Source organism: Actinosynnema sp. NPDC023794 (genome assembly GCF_040639675.1).
Lineage (GTDB): Bacteria > Actinomycetota > Actinomycetes > Mycobacteriales > Pseudonocardiaceae > Actinosynnema > Actinosynnema luteola.
On sequence record NZ_JBFAFR010000011.1, the window covers coordinates 80,495 to 95,441 of the forward strand.

The following is a 14,947-nucleotide window of genomic DNA, read 5'->3' on the forward strand; positions in this document are numbered from 1 at the left end:
ACAGCCGCCCCAGGACTCCCTGAGGACCTCCGCCCCGGAACGTCAGGCCGTCCGCCGCCTGACCTACCCGCCAACCCTGCCGACCGTGCGCCCGCCCTCGTGCCCGTCGATCCGCCGCGGTTCGCGCCGCCGGCCCGCGTGCGGACCTACCCGGCGGCGCTCGACCGCGTCACGTGCCACCTCGTGCTGCCGCAACGCGCGCTACCCCACCGCGTGCCGCCGGATGTCGAGCGGTTCGTCCCGCGGCTCGGTCTGGCGTCCGGCGTGGAGCACGTCGGCGTCCGCATCGGCGCCCCGCCGGGCGTCGAGCAGTTCGCCGGTGTGCTCCTCGGCCCACGCGGCGAGCGCGCGGACGGGCGTGAGCAGCGACCGGCCGAGGTCGGTCAGTTCGTGCCACCCGTCCACGCTCGTCAGCAGGCCGTTGCCCCGCAGCCGGGCCAGGGTCTGGGTGAGCATCTTGTTGCTGATGCCGCCGATCCGGTCCAGCAGCTCCCCGTACCGCAGCGGCCCGTCGCCGAGGGCCACGACGACCACCACCGACCAGGTGTGCCCGACGACCTCCAGGGTCGTGCGGGCGGGGCAGTCGGCGAGGAACACGTCGAAGTCGCTCACCAGTCACAAATACCGCTTGAGCTCCCGCTTCGCCAACGACATCCGGTGCACCTCGTCGGGGCCGTCGGCCAGGCGCAGGGTCCGCGCCGCCGCCCACAGCTCGGCCAGCGGGAAGTCCTGGCTCACGCCGCCCGCGCCGTGCGCCTGGATGGCCTTGTCCAACACCCACTCGGCCATGAGCGGGGTGCCGATCTTGATGGCCTGGATCTCGGTGTGCGCGCCCTTGTTCCCGACGGTGTCCATCAGCCACGCCGTCTTGAGCACCAGCAGCCTGGCCTGCTCGATCCGCACCCGCGACTCGGCGATCCACTCCTGCACGACACCCTGGCGCGCGATCGGCTGCCCGAACGCGACGCGCGAGATCGCGCGCCGGCACATGAGTTCCAGCGCGCGCTCGGCGATGCCGATCAGTCGCATGCAGTGGTGGATCCGGCCGGGGCCGAGGCGGGCCTGGGCGATCGCGAAGCCCTCGCCCTCGCCGGCGATCAGGTTGTCGGCGGGCACGCGCACGTTGTCGAAGACGATCTCGGCGTGCCCGCCGTGGGAGGCGTCGGTGTAGCCGAACACGTGCATGCCGCGCTTGACGTGCACGCCCGGCGTGTCGCGCGGCACCAGGATCATCGCCTGCTGGCGGTGCCGTTCGGCGTCGGGGTCGGTCTTGCCCATCACGATGAAGATCGCGCAGTTGGGGTTCATCGCGCCCGACGACCACCACTTGCGGCCGTTGACGACGTACTCGTCGCCGTCGCGGGTGATGCTGGTGGCGATGTTGGTGGCGTCGGAGGACGCGACGTCCGGCTCGGTCATGCAGAACGCCGACCGGATCTCGCCGTCCAACAGGGGGCGCAGCCACTGCTTCTTCTGCTGCTCGGTGCCGAACATCGCCAGCACCTCCATGTTCCCGGTGTCCGGCGCGGCGCAGTTGAGCGCCTCGGGCGCCAGGTGCGGGCTGCGGCCGGTGATCTCGGCCAGCGGCGCGTACTGCAGGTTCGTCAGGCCGCCGCCGTGCTCGGGGTCGGGCAGGAACAGGTTCCACAGACCCTGCCGGCGCGCCTCGGCCTTCAGCTCCTCCACCACCGCCGGGCGCGCCCAGGGGTCCTCCGCGTCGGCCAGCTGCTGTTCGGCGACCGGCTCGGCGGGATAGACGAACTCGTCCATGAACCGCAGCAGCCGGTCGCGCAGGTTCTCGGTCTTGGCGTCGTAGGCGAAGTCCATCAGTGCTCCCCTGAGCTCGCGGCGAGGCCCTGCCGCACCAGCGGCAGGGTGAGTTGGCCGATCTGGTCGAACCCCGCTCCCACGGTCTTGCCGTGGGTGAAGCGGAAGTGGATGCCTTCGAGGATCACGGCGAGCTTGAAGTAGGCGAACGCCGTGTACCAGGCCAGGCCGCCGGTGTCGGCGCCGCTGCGCTCGGCGTAGCGGCGCACCAGCTCGTCGGTGCCCGCGAACCCGGGCAACGTCGGCACGGTGCCGGTGATCGGGTCGTCGTCGCGCGCGCCGACGCCGTTCCAGTACACGCACAGCAGGCCGACGTCGGCGAGCGGGTCGCCCAGTGTGGCCATCTCCCAGTCCAGCACGGCGCTGATGTCCAGCGGGTCCTCGGTGACCAGGACGTTGTCCAGCCGGTAGTCGCCGTGCACGATCGTGGCGCGGGCGGAGTCGGGGACGCTGTCGGCGAGCCGGTCGCGCAGCTCGTCGATGCCGGGCAGCTCACGGCTGCGGGAGGCGTCGAGCTGCTTGCCCCAGCGGGCGACCTGGCGCTTGAGGAAGCCGTCCGGTCGGCCGAAGTCGGTCAGGCCGACCTCCTCCGGGTCGACGGCGTGCAGGTCGGCGAGCACGTCGACCAGCCGTTCGGACAGGGCGCGGGCCTTGTCCGGGGTGAGCCACGGGCACTGGTCGCGATGCCGCAGCGCTACGCCGGGCACCTCTTCCATCAGGTAGAACGGCGCGCCGATGACGTCGGTGTCCTCGCACAGCAGCTCGACCCGCGGGACCGGCACGGCGGTGTCGGCCAGGGCCTTGATCACGCGGTGCTCGCGGGCCATGTCGTGCGCGGTGGCCAGCACGTGGCCCAGCGGCGGTCGGCGCAGGACCCAGCGTTGTCCGCCGTCGGTGACCCGGTAGGTCAGGTTGGATCGCCCGCCGGGGATCAGTTCGCCGGTCAACGGGCCCGCGCCGAGGTGCGCGGCGAGCCGGTCGAGGTCCAGGCCGGGTAGTTCGGTCATGCCGCGACCTCCCTGAGCTGGGCGATCACCGCGCGGGTCGTGTCGGCGTCGGTGTGCCGGTGGGCGTGCAGGCCGACCGCCTGCGCCGCTTCGACGTTGACCGGCGCGTCGTCGAAGAACACGCACCGGTGGGCGGGCAGGCCGATCTGGTCGAGGGTGTGCTGGAAGATGCGCGGGTCGGGCTTGCGCAGGCCGACCCGACCGCTGATCACGATCGTGTCGAACAGCTCGAGCAGCAGCTCCTCGGGGTAGCCCTCGCCCCAGCTGTTGGACAGCAGCACGGTCCGCAGGCCGTCGGCGCGCAGTTCGCGAACCAGGTCGACCATCTTCGGGTCGGGGTGCGCGCTGCCGAACATGCGGCGCAGCAGGCCCTTCGACGCCACCTCCCGTCCGTCGAGGGTGACCAGCTCGGCGGCCAGCAGCGCTTCGAACTCGTCGGTTCCGAGTTCACCGGTCTCCAGGCGGGCCACCGGGTTGTCGGGGACCGCGTCGCGGCCCATCCAGGTCCGCATGGTCCGGCCGTAGTGGTCCCGGTCGATGTTCTCCGAAGTCAGCCAGTCCTCGATGAAGGCGGGCACGGAGACCGTGAGCACGCCACCCCAGTCCAACACCACCGCGTCGATGCGCCGTTCGTCCACGTCGCGAGGGTACCGACCGGTCGGTATGTCAGCAAGCCCGGTCGTCGTCGACGATTTCCGGAAAACGTGAACGGCGCGTGTTCGCGTTTGACAATTCGGCATTTGTCTCGGCATTTGTCTCGACATTGTCCGGTCGGCGATCGATCCGTGCTCCTCGTGGCCTCACCAGGGCTTAGGAGTCGTGGCTTCTTGTCCTTACCGGAGGAAGCGATGCCGATTCTGGTCACCGGTGCGACCGGCACCGTCGGACGATGTGTGGTGCGTCGACTGCTCGACGCGGGGCGTTCGGTCCGGGCGTTGACCCGTGATCCGGCGGTGGCCCGGCTGCCCGCCGGGGTCGAGGTGGTGGCCGGGGACTTCACCGACCCGGCGTCGCTGTCGTTGGCGTCGCGCGGGGTGGAACGGGTGCACCTGGTGTCGGTGGAGGGCGACGGTCCGGCCATCGTGGACGCGCTGGTGGGCGCCGGGGTGCGACGGGTGACGCATCTCGGGCACAACGACCTGAGCCGTTCCGACGACGACCCGCTGGAGTCGTGGCACCGGGTGTTCCACCGGGCGATCGAGTCGTCCGGGATGGAGTCGACACACCTGTTCCCGGGCGAGTTCATGGCGAACACGCGGGAGTGGGCGCCGACGATCCGCGCGGCGGGCGTGGTGCGGGCGCCGTTCGGTGACTGGAACAGCGCGATGGTGCACGAGGACGACATCGCGGCGATCGCGGTGACGGCGCTGGTGCGGGACGGGCACGAGGGTCGGACCTACCAGCCGACCGGTCCGGCCCCGGTGCGCCGGCGGGACGCGGTGCGAATGATCGGTGAGGCGATCGGCCGGGACGTGGGGTTCGTGGAGCTGACCCCCGACCAGGCCCGTGAGCTGTGGTGTGACGTCTACCCGGCCGAGGTGGTCGAGTGGTTCCTGGAGATGGGTCGTCACCCCGAGGTCAACAGTGGGGTGTCGCCGGACGTCGAGCGGGTGCTCGGCCGCCTGGTCTGACGTTCGACCGGTGGGCACGCGACCACGCCGCCGACTTCCGCTGAACCCCGGCAGGCCTGCCCCGGCAGTCCTACCCCGGTAGCCGTGCCGGCGGCAGTCCGACCCGCACCCGGCCCGGTGGTGGCGGCCGTGCGTTCGTCAGGCCGGTTCGGGCAGGGCGCTGCGCAGCCGGATCCCGCTGAACCCGAGCGTGCTCGCGACCACCCGTCGCCAGAACGGCCACAGGTTGGCCATTAGCCGCAGCTCGATGCCCGCGTACTCGTGCAACGCCAGCAGGTCGCCGACCGCTTCGGGCGCGCCGAGTGGTTCGACCGGTCTGGTGGCCACGTGGGCGTTGGTCGGTTCGCCGAACGGTCGGAACGCCCGCGCGTCGAACCGGTAGCCGTACAGGCGCGCGGTCTGCATCCGGCGCAACCAGCCGAACTCGATCGCGTGAACCCGTTCGACACCCAGCCACGCCCGGTCCTGGGCGCTGGTGGTGGGCTCGACCCACGTCAGCGCGCGGGGGCACTGGCGCGGGAACCAGTAGTCGGGCGACCGTGCGTGGTCCACGGCCCACACGTACGCCTCGGGTTGCCGGGCGGTGGCGGCGACGTGCGGCTCGAACCGGGTGATCGTGGGGTCTTCGGAGAAGTGCAGGACTTCCCCCTGCGCCGGTCGCATGGTCGACGATCCTGTCGGATGCCGGCCGGCGCGATCCACCGATTTCCACTCCTGCCGCGCCGGTGACCAACCGTGTCCCGCCGCACGGCGTCGACGGAATCGTCGTCGGCGTGGCGGAGCGGCGTCGCAGTCGTGGTCGGTGGACGATGTGCACCGGGCCTACCTGCCGTAGACCCGGTGCACATCCGGTATCCGACGGCGTCGATGTGTCAGGCGTTGATCTCCTTCGGGGTGTCGTCGGTGTGGCCGATGGCGATCTTGCGCGGCTTCGCCTTCTCCGCGATCGGGATGCGCAGCGTCAGCACGCCGGAGTCGTAGTCGGCCTTGATCCGCTCGACGTCGAGCGAGTCACCGAGGAACAGCTGGCGCGAGAACACGCCCAGAGGTCGCTCCGACAGCTGCATCTCGACGTCGTCGGTGCGGTTGGGTCGACGCTCGGCCTTGACGGTGAGCACGTTGCGCTCGACATCGAGATCGATGGCGTCCGGCGTGACACCGGGCAGGTCGAACTCCACCACGAACTGGTCCCCGGCGCGGTATGCGTCCATCGGCATGGGCGTGGGCCGCGACCAGGTGCCCGGTCCGCTGAAGAACTGCTGCGCCAGCCGGTCCAGCTCCCGGAACGGGTCCGTGCGCATCAACATCGGGAACACCTCCTGGTCTGTGTGGTCAATGCGCTGGTGATTGCGCTGCGATTCAGTTGTACCACGTCGTCATGTGGTTGACAAGACCGGATGTCATCGGTAAGTTGACGCCATGGCGATCGGGGATTACGAGACCGTCCGAGCGGCGGCAACCGGGGAAGACCTCAGTGCGGGGCAGGTGCTGTCCGCACTGGTCCTCCTGCGGCGCTTGCGCGACGAGCTGGCCGGATGGGAACCACAGCTGATCGCCGCGGCACGCGAGTTGGGCACGAGCTGGGCCGAGCTGGCGCCCGCGCTCGGAGTGGCCAGCAGACAGGCGGCGGAGCGCCGGTACCTCCGGCTGCGCCCGTCGGACCTGGGAGCGACGGCCGAGGGGCGGGTGCGTGCCGAACGGGACAGGCGGGCGGCCGACCGCGCGGTGTCGCAGTGGGCGCGCGACAACGCCGCGTCACTGCGCAGCCTGGCCGGCCAGGTCGGCCGGATGGACGTCGTGGTGCGCGAGGCGCTGGCGACGGACGACGCCGTGGCGCTGCTGGAGCCGTTGATGGCGGCGCTGGGCAGGATGCGGGCCAGTCACCCGGAGTTGGCCGAGGAGATCCAGGCCGTCGGCGACCGGGCGGAGGAGGTGCGACGCGACACGCAGACACTGCGGGACAACCAGATGCTCCGAGACAACCACTGACCACCACCCAGCCACCACCCAGCCACGTGGCAACCACCGGCCATCACCTGTTGTCAGCGGAGGTTCCTGACGTCCGCTGACGTCCGCTGACGACCTGCCGCACCTGTGTAGTGCTCGCGCCGCCCGCTCGACGCCGTGACAGGTACGCGCACGCCGTGGCAGGTCAGGCGACCTTTTGGCGACACCGTCACAGCGGCCTCTCGGACGACTCCGCCGGGCACACCGGAACCTCGCGGGTAGTACCCCTCGCCGAGCGACCTGGTCGACCGTCGGGGCCGGCGGCAAGGTCAGCGGCAACGGCGGTCGGAGCTGTCGGTCCGACGGTGGACCAGGTCGCCAGGTCGTGGGCGGTGCGGTCGCCGAAGAGGGTCCGGCTCCGGGCTGGTGGAGTCGGAGTCCGTCGCCGTGGTGCGCCAGCGGGACGCGGGCGCGGTTGTAGCCCAGCCGTGTTCGCCCTGTCGCCGGGCAGACGTCCCTGGGGTCGGTGGTGGTGCGGCGGTGCGGGCCGGGCCGGTACTCCGAGAGGAGTGGAGTGGTCCGGGGTGTGGCAGGCTCGCCTGTGCCGTGAGGAGACGGCCGCGCGCCCGGTGCGCGCGTTGCTCGACCACCAGCTCGGCCGCGTCGGACCGTCCCCGCCGCGCTGCTCCTGGCCCTCCTCGCCGTTGCCCCTGCAGAACGACCGCGTCCTGATCGGCTCGGACCACCCGGACGCTTTTCAAGCCTGTGACCAGGCGTGATCTCGTCGGCTCGATCCGCTTCCACGGCGGGTTCGACAGGTGGGCACCACCTCCGCCGCAACCGTCGGCGGCACCGGCACGCTGGGTTCTCGTCGCCGGGACGGGCACCGGACGTCGTCGCGTTCGCGGCGGTGCGGCCCACGCGGCGGAACCTGCACCGCTTCGCAGCTGGTGCGCGGGTCGTGCCGCCGGGCCTCGCGGGGTCCAAGGGGCGCGAGCTCCCTGGTACCGCGCAGGCTTGCGCCGCAAGCTCCGCTCCGCGCGACGGCGCGTGTCGAGCGGAGCGCCGCCCCAGGCGTTGTGCGAGCGGCACGACGCGGCGGTGTTCGGCGGTCCGGAGGCTGTCGCGGCCGTTCGTGCCCTTCGTGCCGCGGCGACCTCGGCCGTGTACGAACAGAATGCCGTGAACGGGCCATGCCTCGCGGAAGTTGTCCGTAGACCTGGCTCGTAGTAGCGGTGGGGCAGCGACCTGCGACGTTGACGACTGACCTAGCACCAAACCAGGCCACCAGCCACGCGGACGGAATGTCACTTCCTGCAATTTGCCCGCGGCTCGGTGACCTGCCGGTCGAGACTGTCGATGCACCTTCTTCATCGAGGCCCCTGGAGGGCACCATGCGCACCCTTCTACGTCGCGCGGCGGCAACCGCCGCTGTCACAGCCGGTATCGCTGCCGGCGGAGCCGTCGTCCCTGCGGCAGCAACCGTGCAATACGCGGTGGACAGCTTCCGCACCTGCTTGGATTGGGACACTGCGGGCGGCTGCGTGATCAGGGCCGAAGGCACCGTCACGTGGCACAACCGGACAGCAACCATCACGGGCAACGTGATCAATGGACTCGGCCAGTCCGCGACGGCCTTCTTCAGGGCTTACGCCGGATCGACCAAGATCGACCAGACCACTCGCACCGCTAGCGGTGTGTCGACCACGCCCTTCAGTTTCGTCATCGGCGACCCCAACCTCGTAGGCGGCATCAACAAGATCACGATCTCCATCCAGCACTACGCCGACCTGGCGATCGGCGGAGAAACGGAGACCGAGCTCCGAGACTGAGCGATCAGGATCGGTCGGTGTCGGGCGGGCGGGTGTGCTTCGGTGACATCCGGGGCTTCGTCTACTCGCTGGACCAGGCGACGGGTCGGGTGGTGTGGGCCGAGCAGGTCGACGCGCACCCGGCGGCGACGGTGACCAGTTCACCGATCGTGCACGACGGGAAGGTGTACGACGGCACGTCGAGCGGTGAGAACGCGGCCACCAGCCCGGACGGAACCGACGACCCGGACTACCCGTGCTGCACGCCGGTGGTCGACCCGCGCAGCGGCACGGTGTACGTCGGCACCGGCCAGAACTGCACCGGCAGCGCGGGCGACTTCGACACCCCGGAGGGCTACTGCCCCGGTCTGGAGGACGGTTCGGCGCTGGACTACGACATCGGCGCGACGCCGAACCTGTTCACCGTCGGGGGCGCCGGCTGGTCGGCGTCGGGCAGAAGATGGGCGTGTACCACGTGTTCGACGCGACGACCGGCGAGGTGGTGTGGCGTCGGCAGCTGGGTGTGCCGCTGCCCAGCGGCGGCATCTCGGGCATCCAGTGGGGCACGAGCTACGACGGGCACCGGCTCTACATCGCCACGTACTTCGCCGAGCCGGGCACGGTGTTCGCGGTGGACCCGGCCACGGGACGCGTGCTGTGGGAGACGCCCAACCCGGCGGACGGCTGCACGACCGGCGGGGCCGCTGCCCACCCGGAGATCTGCTCGCTGGGCCACGGCCCGGCGGTGACGAGCAGCCCGGGCCTGGTGTGGGAGGGCGGCAACGACGGCACGATGCGGGCGTACTCGGCGCGTGACGGCCGGGTGCTGTGGACCTACGACACGATCCGGGACTTCGCCGGCGTCAACGGCCTGCCGGGTCGCGGCGGCACGATCTCCGGCGGCGGCGGTGGCGCGGTCGTGGCTGACGGGATGGTGTACGTGCAGGCGGGCTACTCGCCGGAGTACCCCAACCAGGACGGCGGTGACGTGCTGCTCGCGTTCGGCCTGTGACCGTCGGGCCTGCGGTGACGGAATCGGCGGTGGAGGCCGGATCCGGTGACCGGCGGACCGGTGACCGGATGTCCAGCGACGGCGGCGCCGGGGTGGTCACGTCACGACGGTGACCACCCCGGCGCCGCCGTCGACTTCGACCGGCACGCCGAGGGGCACGGTGAGCTGGCCCTCGCAGTGCCCGAACCCGGCGTCGGCGACGATCGGCACACCGAGCCCGCCCAGCCGGTCGGCGAGCACGGCGGACGGGTCGCCGCACCCCGTCCACGAGCCGAGCACGAGCCCGGCGACCTGGTCGAACCACCCGGACCGCAGCAGGTCGGTGAGCATCCGGTCGAGTCGGTAGGGCTCTTCGTTGACGTCTTCGAGCAGCACGACCGCGCCGGGGGGCGGCGGCGCGTCGAGGAGGCTGAGGTTGCCGCCGACGGCGATCCCCCGGGCGACACCGGGCGCCGTGCCGACGCCCCGGTAGGACGTCACGCCGCTGAACAGGGCGGCGCGGAGCCGTTCGCGGGCGTCGGTGTCCTCGACGAACGCCCTGGTGCCGATCATCGGCCCGAACCACGTGGGCACGCCGTGCGCCCAGAACCGCTCGTGCAGCACGGTGGTGTCGCTGGAGCCGACGAACACCTTGCGACGCCCACCCGCCGCCGCCACCACAGCGGCCCAGTCGACCAGGTCGACCATGCGCAGGCTGCCGTAGCCGCCCCGGGCGCACAGCACCCCGGCCACCTCCGGGTCCAGCCAGGCCCGTTCGAACGAGCGGGCGCGGTCGGCGTCGTGGCCGGCGAGGTAGTCCAGCGTCGGGTGCGTGTCCAGGGCGTGGGCGTCGATCCGCACGTCCAGGCCCCACTTGCGCAGCCACGCGGCGCCGGCGTCGAGGAGCTCGGCCGAGCACGGTCCGGCCGGGCTGACCACGACGACCCGGTCGCCCGGCCGCAGCAGCGCGGGTCCGGAGGCGGCGACCCCGGCCGCGTCGGAGGTCACCGGCGCAGCTCCAGGACCGCGATCCCCTCGGGCGTGAAGCCGAACACCTGCCCGTAGAACGACAGCTCGGCCTCGAGCGCCGCGACGATCGTCTCGGCCTTGCGGAACCCGTGCTGCTCGCCCTCGAACGTGAGGTAGGCGTGCGGGATGCCGGTGCCGTCCAGCGCGGAGGCGAACCGGTCGGCCTGGTCGGGCGGGCAGATCTCGTCCTCCAGGCCCTGCAGCAGCAGCACGGGCCCGGCGAGCCGTTCGACGCGGTGGGACGGCGACCGTTCGGCGTACCGGTCGGCCGCCGCGGGCCAGGGCCCGACCAGGCCCTCGACGTAACGGGACTCGAAGTCGTGGGTCTCGCCGCCCTCGCCGGTCCAGCCGGCCAGGTCGAGGATGGGGAACGCGACCATGCCGCACCGGTAGGTCTTCACCGAGGTCAGCGACGCGGCCGAGGTCCAGCCGCCCGCGCTGCCGCCGCGGATGGCGAGCCGGTCGCCGTCGGCGGCGCCGGAGTCGGCCAGGGCCTGGGCGACGGCGGCGCAGTCCTGCACGTCGACCACGCCCCACTGCTCGCGCAGCCGTTCGCGGAACGCCCGCCCGTAGCCGGTGGAGCCGCCGTAGTTGACCGCGACCACGCCGATGCCGCGGCTGGTCAGGTAGGCCAGCTCGGCGTCGAGCACGGGCGCGGAACGGCCGGTGGGCCCACCGTGGACGTGCACGACGTAGGGCGGTTTCTCGCCCTCGGGCCCGGTGAAGTCGGGGTTGCGCGGCGGGTAGACGTAGGCGGGGACGTCGCCGTCCGGGCCGCTGAACACGCGTTCCTCGGGCACGGGCAGGTAGTCGACCGGCAACGCCGACTCGCCGGAGGTGTGCTCGGTGAGGGCGCCGGTGGACAGGTCCAGCGACACCACGGCGGACTCGGCGAGCGGTCCGGCGGCGCCGCTGACGAGGACGCCGTCGTGCACGGCGAGGTGCGCGTGCCAGACGGGCTGGTCCACGTCGACGTCGGTGACGGTGCCGCTGCGCTCGTCGAGCACGGCCAGCGCGCCGGAGCGCAGCACGGCGTAGCGGCCGGGGCCGATGGCGGCGAACCAGCGGTTGCCCAGCCGCCACATCGGCCCGCCCAGTTCCGCGGCGCACGGCGCGAGGTTCTTGCGGGCGCCGTCCAGGCCGATGCGGAACAGGTTCCACCAGCCGTCGGGGTCGGTCAGCGCCAGCAGCGAGTCGCCTTCCCACTCGACCTGGCACACGGCCTCGGTCTCGCCGCCGGCCAGCACGCGGTGCTGTGAGGAGCCGACCTCGGCGACGCACAGCTCGGTGCCGTCCCACGGCATGCGGGGGTGGTCCCAGCCGATCCAGGCGTAGTGGCGGCCGTCGGGCGAGAGCCGGGGTCCGGTCATGAAGTGGTGGCTGGCGGCGAGCACGCGGGGCGGGGAGCCGTCCAGCGGCAGGGCGACCAGGTCGCGGCGCACGTCGGTGCGGGCGTCGCCGGTCACGGTCTCGCGCACGCACCACACCTCGGCGTGGTCGGGTCCGGCGGTGAGGTCGGCGTAGCGGTGGCCGTGGCGGCGCGCGGGCTCGGGGCTGAGCGGGACGGGCCGCGGGTCGTCGGGGTCGAACAGGTAGACGCGCTGGTCGTCCCAGTTGGTGAACGCCACGCGCGTCCCCTCGGGGGTGTCCAGCACGACCCACGGCCGGCCGCCGTACTCGTGGACGCGGTTGCGCACGTTCCACGGCGGTGGCAGCAGGTCCTGTCCGTCGCGCACCAGCGCGACCCGGCCACCCTCGGCGGGTCGTCCCTCGGCCCACCAGGGACGACCGTCGTGCAGGTCGACCCACTGCAGGCCCCCGCCGGCCGCGGCGGCGTCGGCCGCGTCGATGGGCGATGTCCACGTTCCGTACGGTGCGATCTTCACCACGCGGCGACCTTATCCGGGTGCGTGCCGGCCGGTCAGCGCCGACCGACGGCGAGCCGTGTTCGCCGGTCGTGGAAAAGCAAGGGGCAGGGCTGCCGATCTTGCTCGCGTGGCCTAGGGTCGTCGTTGTCATGGCACGCGTCATCCACGTATTCCGCCAGCCCGACCGGTTCGTCGCCGGCACAGTCGGGCAGCCTGGCGAGCGCACGTTCTACCTGCAGGCCTCCGAGGAGGCCCGGCTGGTCAGCGTGGCGCTGGAGAAGCAACAGGTCGCCGTACTCGCCGAGCGCATCGGCTCGCTGCTGGAGGAGGTGCACCGGCGGTTCGGCGCCGACGTCCCCGACGCGGTCCCCGAGGACCTCCGGGACACCGAACCGCTGGCGGTGCCGGTCGAGGAGGAGTTCAAGGTCGGCACGATGGGGCTGGGCTGGGACGCCGAGTCCCGCGCGGTGGTCATCGAACTGCTCGCGATCACCGAGGAGGAGGTCGACGAGGCGGTGGTGCTCGACGACACCGAGGAGGGTCCGGACGCGGTGCGGGTGTTCCTGAGCCCGGTGGAGGCGCGGGCGTTCGCCGAACGCGCGGACCGGGTGGTGCGGGCGGGCCGCAAGCCGTGTCCGCTGTGCGCCGAGCCGCTGGACCCCGAGGGGCACGTCTGCCCGCGGCAGAACGGCTACCGCCGGTCGGACGAGGGCTGAGCGCGGCGGTGGGTCCGGCTGACGACGGGGTGCTCGACTTGCTGCGGCGTGGGCGCATCGACGTCGAGGGCCGGCTGGTGGACGCGTCGAACGCGACGTTGTTCTGCGCGATCAGCCTCGACGGCGTGACCGCGAAGTGCGTGTACAAGCCGGTGCGCGGCGAGCGGCCGTTGTGGGACTTCCCCGACGGCACGCTGGCGGGCCGCGAGGTGGCCACGTACCTGGTGTCGGAGGCGGCGGGGGTGCACGTGGTGCCGCCGACGGTGCTGCGGGAGGGTCCGTTCGGGTCGGGCATGGTCCAGTTGTGGGTGGAGACCCGCGAGGACGACGACCTGGTGGACATCGTGCCGGTGGACGAGGTGCGGCCGGGGTGGCGTTCGGTGTTGCGGGCGCACGACCGGTACGGGGAGCCGGCGGTGCTGGTGCACGCCGACCACCCGCGGGTGCGGTTGATGGCGGCGTTCGACGTGGTGGTGAACAACGCCGACCGCAAGGGCGGTCACGTGCTGCACGCGCTCGACGGCGCGGTGTACGGGGTGGACCACGGGATCTGCCTGCACGGCGACGACAAGCTGCGCACGGTGCTGTGGGGGTGGTTGGGCGAGGAGCTGCCCGGGGAGGCGGTGGAGTCGCTGCGGCGGCTGCGGTCGTGCCTGGACGGGGAGCTGTCGGAGCGGCTGCACGAGCACCTGACGCGCGCGGAGGTGCGGGCGCTGGCCGAGCGGGTGGACAAGCTGCTGGCGGCGGGGGTGTTCCCGGAGCCGTCCAACGACTGGCCGGCGATCCCCTGGCCGGCGTTCTGATCGGGCGCGACACCGGGGGCGGGTCCGCGCGGGGATCTTCTGACGCCGCGGGTGCGTGTTGTCTACTTGCCGCGTGGGCGTCGAACTGCGCGAGGTGACCGCTGCCGACGTGTTGGTGTTCTTCGAGCACCAGCGCGATCCGGAGGCGGTCCGGATGGCCGCGTTCACCCCGTCGGACCCGTCGGACCGGGCGGCGTTCCTGGTGCGGTGGGCGCGGATCCTGGCCGACGACTCGGTGGCGGCGCGCACGGTGGTGTTCGACGGCGACGTGGTGGGCCACGTGGGGCGGTTCAGCCAGTTCGGTGAGCCGGAGGTGATGTGCTGGATCGACCGGGAGCACTGGGGCAAGGGGCTGGCGACGGCGGCGTTGCAGCTGTTCCTGCGGGAGGAGCCGCTGCGCCCGCTCTACGCGCGGGCCGCGGTGGACAACCTGGGGTCGCTGCGGGTGTTGGAGAAGTGCGGGTTCGTGCCGGTGGGCGAGGACGTGGGGTTCGCCGAGGGGCGTGGCGAGGACGTGGAGGAGTTCATCTTGAGGTTGGACGGCTGAATGGCGTCGTTGCAGGACCGCATGACGCGGCGCTTCGGTCCGGGGGTGCGGTCGTGGCTGGACGGGGTGGACGCGCTGGTGGCGGGGTTGTGCCGGGACTGGGGCCTGGAGGTGGTGCGGCCGTTGTCCGGGGGCACCTCGCACGCCCTGATGTGCACGCGCGGAGGTGAGCCGGTGGTGTTGAAGGTGACGCCGGAGCCGGCGATCTCGGTGCAGGAGCACGCGGCGCTGCGGGCGTGGGAGCCGTCGCCGCGGATGGTGCGGGTGCTGCGGGCGGATCCGGCGCGGGGCGCGTTGCTGCTGGAGGGCCTGGTGCCGGGCACGCCCGCCGCGGACGGTCCGGGGCTGGCCGACGTGCTGCGCGCGCTGCACGTCGCGCCGCCGGAGGGGTTCCCGCCGTTGCACGAGCGGGTGGACTTCGTCTTCGACGTGCTGCGCAGGCGGCACCCCGGTGACCACGACGCGGCGCACGCGAAGGCGGCGGCGCTGGCCCGCGACCGGGTGGCGGCGACGTTGCTGCACGGCGACCTGCACTTCGGCAACGTCCTGGACGCGGGCGAGCGCGGGTTGGTGGCGATCGACCCGCGGCCGTGCGTGGGCGACCCGGCGTCGGACGCGGTGGACTTCGCCTACGCCTCGCCCGACCTGTGCGACGGGATCGAGCGCTGGTCGGCGGTGGTGGACGGGGACCGGTTGGCGGCGTGGTGCGAGGTGTTCGCCGGGTTCTTCCCCGACCACCCGTCGGTGGCCGGGGGCCGGTAACGTCGCCG

Annotated in this window: 16 protein-coding genes and 1 pseudogene; 9 read left to right on the top strand and 8 right to left on the bottom strand. The window is 72.3% G+C overall.

From position 1 onward, the window contains the following. Positions 1 to 201 precede the first annotated feature (201 nt). The 4 genes from AB0H12_RS23075 to AB0H12_RS23090 are packed head-to-tail and all read right to left on the bottom strand — an operon-like array spanning position 202 to position 3,472. On the bottom strand, positions 202 to 612 hold the full coding sequence (locus AB0H12_RS23075) for a winged helix-turn-helix transcriptional regulator (protein ID WP_499625096.1): 411 nt from the start codon (positions 610 to 612) through the stop codon (positions 202 to 204). A gap of 3 nt (positions 613 to 615) precedes the next feature. Then, positions 616 to 1,827, bottom strand: coding sequence for an acyl-CoA dehydrogenase family protein (locus AB0H12_RS23080; protein WP_499625097.1), 1,212 nt, complete (start codon positions 1,825 to 1,827; stop codon positions 616 to 618). After that, a complete protein-coding gene (locus AB0H12_RS23085) occupies positions 1,827 to 2,834 on the bottom strand; it encodes a phosphotransferase family protein (protein ID WP_499625099.1) in 1,008 nt (335 codons plus the stop codon). Before AB0H12_RS23085 ends, AB0H12_RS23080 begins: the two co-directional genes overlap by 1 nt. Further along, positions 2,831 to 3,472 carry an HAD family hydrolase gene (locus AB0H12_RS23090; protein WP_499625101.1) on the bottom strand — a complete coding sequence of 214 codons (642 nt, stop codon included), beginning with the start codon at positions 3,470 to 3,472 and terminating at the stop codon, positions 2,831 to 2,833. The genes AB0H12_RS23085 and AB0H12_RS23090 overlap by 4 nt, the downstream gene beginning before the upstream one ends. 210 nt (positions 3,473 to 3,682) lie before the next feature. Between AB0H12_RS23090 and AB0H12_RS23095 the strand changes: the two genes are divergently transcribed. Then, a complete protein-coding gene (locus AB0H12_RS23095) occupies positions 3,683 to 4,465 on the top strand; it encodes an NmrA family NAD(P)-binding protein (protein ID WP_499625103.1) in 783 nt (260 codons plus the stop codon). Positions 4,466 to 4,603: 138 nt separating this feature from the next. Here AB0H12_RS23095 and AB0H12_RS23100 read toward each other — a convergent pair whose 3' ends face one another. Then, the gene (locus tag AB0H12_RS23100) at positions 4,604 to 5,128 is read right to left on the bottom strand and encodes a DUF6886 family protein (protein WP_499625105.1); all 525 of its coding nucleotides are present in this window, start codon (positions 5,126 to 5,128) and stop codon (positions 4,604 to 4,606) included. Positions 5,129 to 5,337: 209 nt separating this feature from the next. Next, the gene (locus tag AB0H12_RS23105) at positions 5,338 to 5,772 is read right to left on the bottom strand and encodes an Hsp20/alpha crystallin family protein (RefSeq protein WP_499625106.1); all 435 of its coding nucleotides are present in this window, start codon (positions 5,770 to 5,772) and stop codon (positions 5,338 to 5,340) included. A 112-nt stretch (positions 5,773 to 5,884) separates the two neighbouring features. Between AB0H12_RS23105 and AB0H12_RS23110 the strand changes: the two genes are divergently transcribed. From AB0H12_RS23110 to AB0H12_RS23125, 4 genes and pseudogenes are all read left to right on the top strand, one after another. Then, a complete protein-coding gene (locus AB0H12_RS23110; protein ID WP_499625107.1) occupies positions 5,885 to 6,454 on the top strand; it encodes a hypothetical protein in 570 nt (189 codons plus the stop codon). A gap of 1,352 nt (positions 6,455 to 7,806) precedes the next feature. Then, complete coding sequence (locus AB0H12_RS23115; RefSeq protein ID WP_499625108.1) at positions 7,807 to 8,244, top strand: hypothetical protein; 438 nt, start codon at positions 7,807 to 7,809, stop codon at positions 8,242 to 8,244. 32 nt (positions 8,245 to 8,276) lie between these two features. Continuing rightward, positions 8,277 to 8,396 (top strand): annotated as a pseudogene (locus tag AB0H12_RS23120) (hypothetical protein); the annotation flags it as partial. A 293-nt stretch (positions 8,397 to 8,689) separates the two neighbouring features. Further along, entirely contained in the window at positions 8,690 to 9,235 is a 546-nt protein-coding gene (locus AB0H12_RS23125; RefSeq protein WP_499625109.1) for an outer membrane protein assembly factor BamB family protein, read from the top strand. A gap of 96 nt (positions 9,236 to 9,331) precedes the next feature. On the opposite strand, the gene AB0H12_RS23130 is transcribed toward AB0H12_RS23125, so the two are convergent. Next, the gene (locus tag AB0H12_RS23130) at positions 9,332 to 10,222 is read right to left on the bottom strand and encodes a S66 peptidase family protein (protein WP_499625110.1); all 891 of its coding nucleotides are present in this window, start codon (positions 10,220 to 10,222) and stop codon (positions 9,332 to 9,334) included. Next, on the bottom strand, positions 10,219 to 12,132 hold the full coding sequence (locus AB0H12_RS23135; protein ID WP_499625111.1) for a dipeptidyl-peptidase 5: 1,914 nt from the start codon (positions 12,130 to 12,132) through the stop codon (positions 10,219 to 10,221). The genes AB0H12_RS23130 and AB0H12_RS23135 overlap by 4 nt, the downstream gene beginning before the upstream one ends. A gap of 128 nt (positions 12,133 to 12,260) precedes the next feature. Between AB0H12_RS23135 and AB0H12_RS23140 the strand changes: the two genes are divergently transcribed. From AB0H12_RS23140 to AB0H12_RS23155, 4 genes are all read left to right on the top strand, one after another. Further along, positions 12,261 to 12,827 carry a DUF3090 domain-containing protein gene (locus AB0H12_RS23140; RefSeq protein ID WP_230567929.1) on the top strand — a complete coding sequence of 189 codons (567 nt, stop codon included), beginning with the start codon at positions 12,261 to 12,263 and terminating at the stop codon, positions 12,825 to 12,827. An 8-nt stretch (positions 12,828 to 12,835) separates the two neighbouring features. Further along, positions 12,836 to 13,630, top strand: a complete 795-nt coding sequence (locus AB0H12_RS23145; RefSeq protein WP_230567930.1) for an SCO1664 family protein — start codon at positions 12,836 to 12,838, stop codon at positions 13,628 to 13,630. Positions 13,631 to 13,703: 73 nt separating this feature from the next. Next, positions 13,704 to 14,177, top strand: a complete 474-nt coding sequence (locus tag AB0H12_RS23150; protein WP_499625112.1) for a GNAT family N-acetyltransferase — start codon at positions 13,704 to 13,706, stop codon at positions 14,175 to 14,177. After that, positions 14,178 to 14,939: an aminoglycoside phosphotransferase family protein gene (locus AB0H12_RS23155; RefSeq protein WP_499625114.1), complete on the top strand. Its 762-nt coding sequence runs from the start codon at positions 14,178 to 14,180 to the stop codon at positions 14,937 to 14,939. The last annotated feature ends 8 nt before the right edge of the window (positions 14,940 to 14,947 follow it).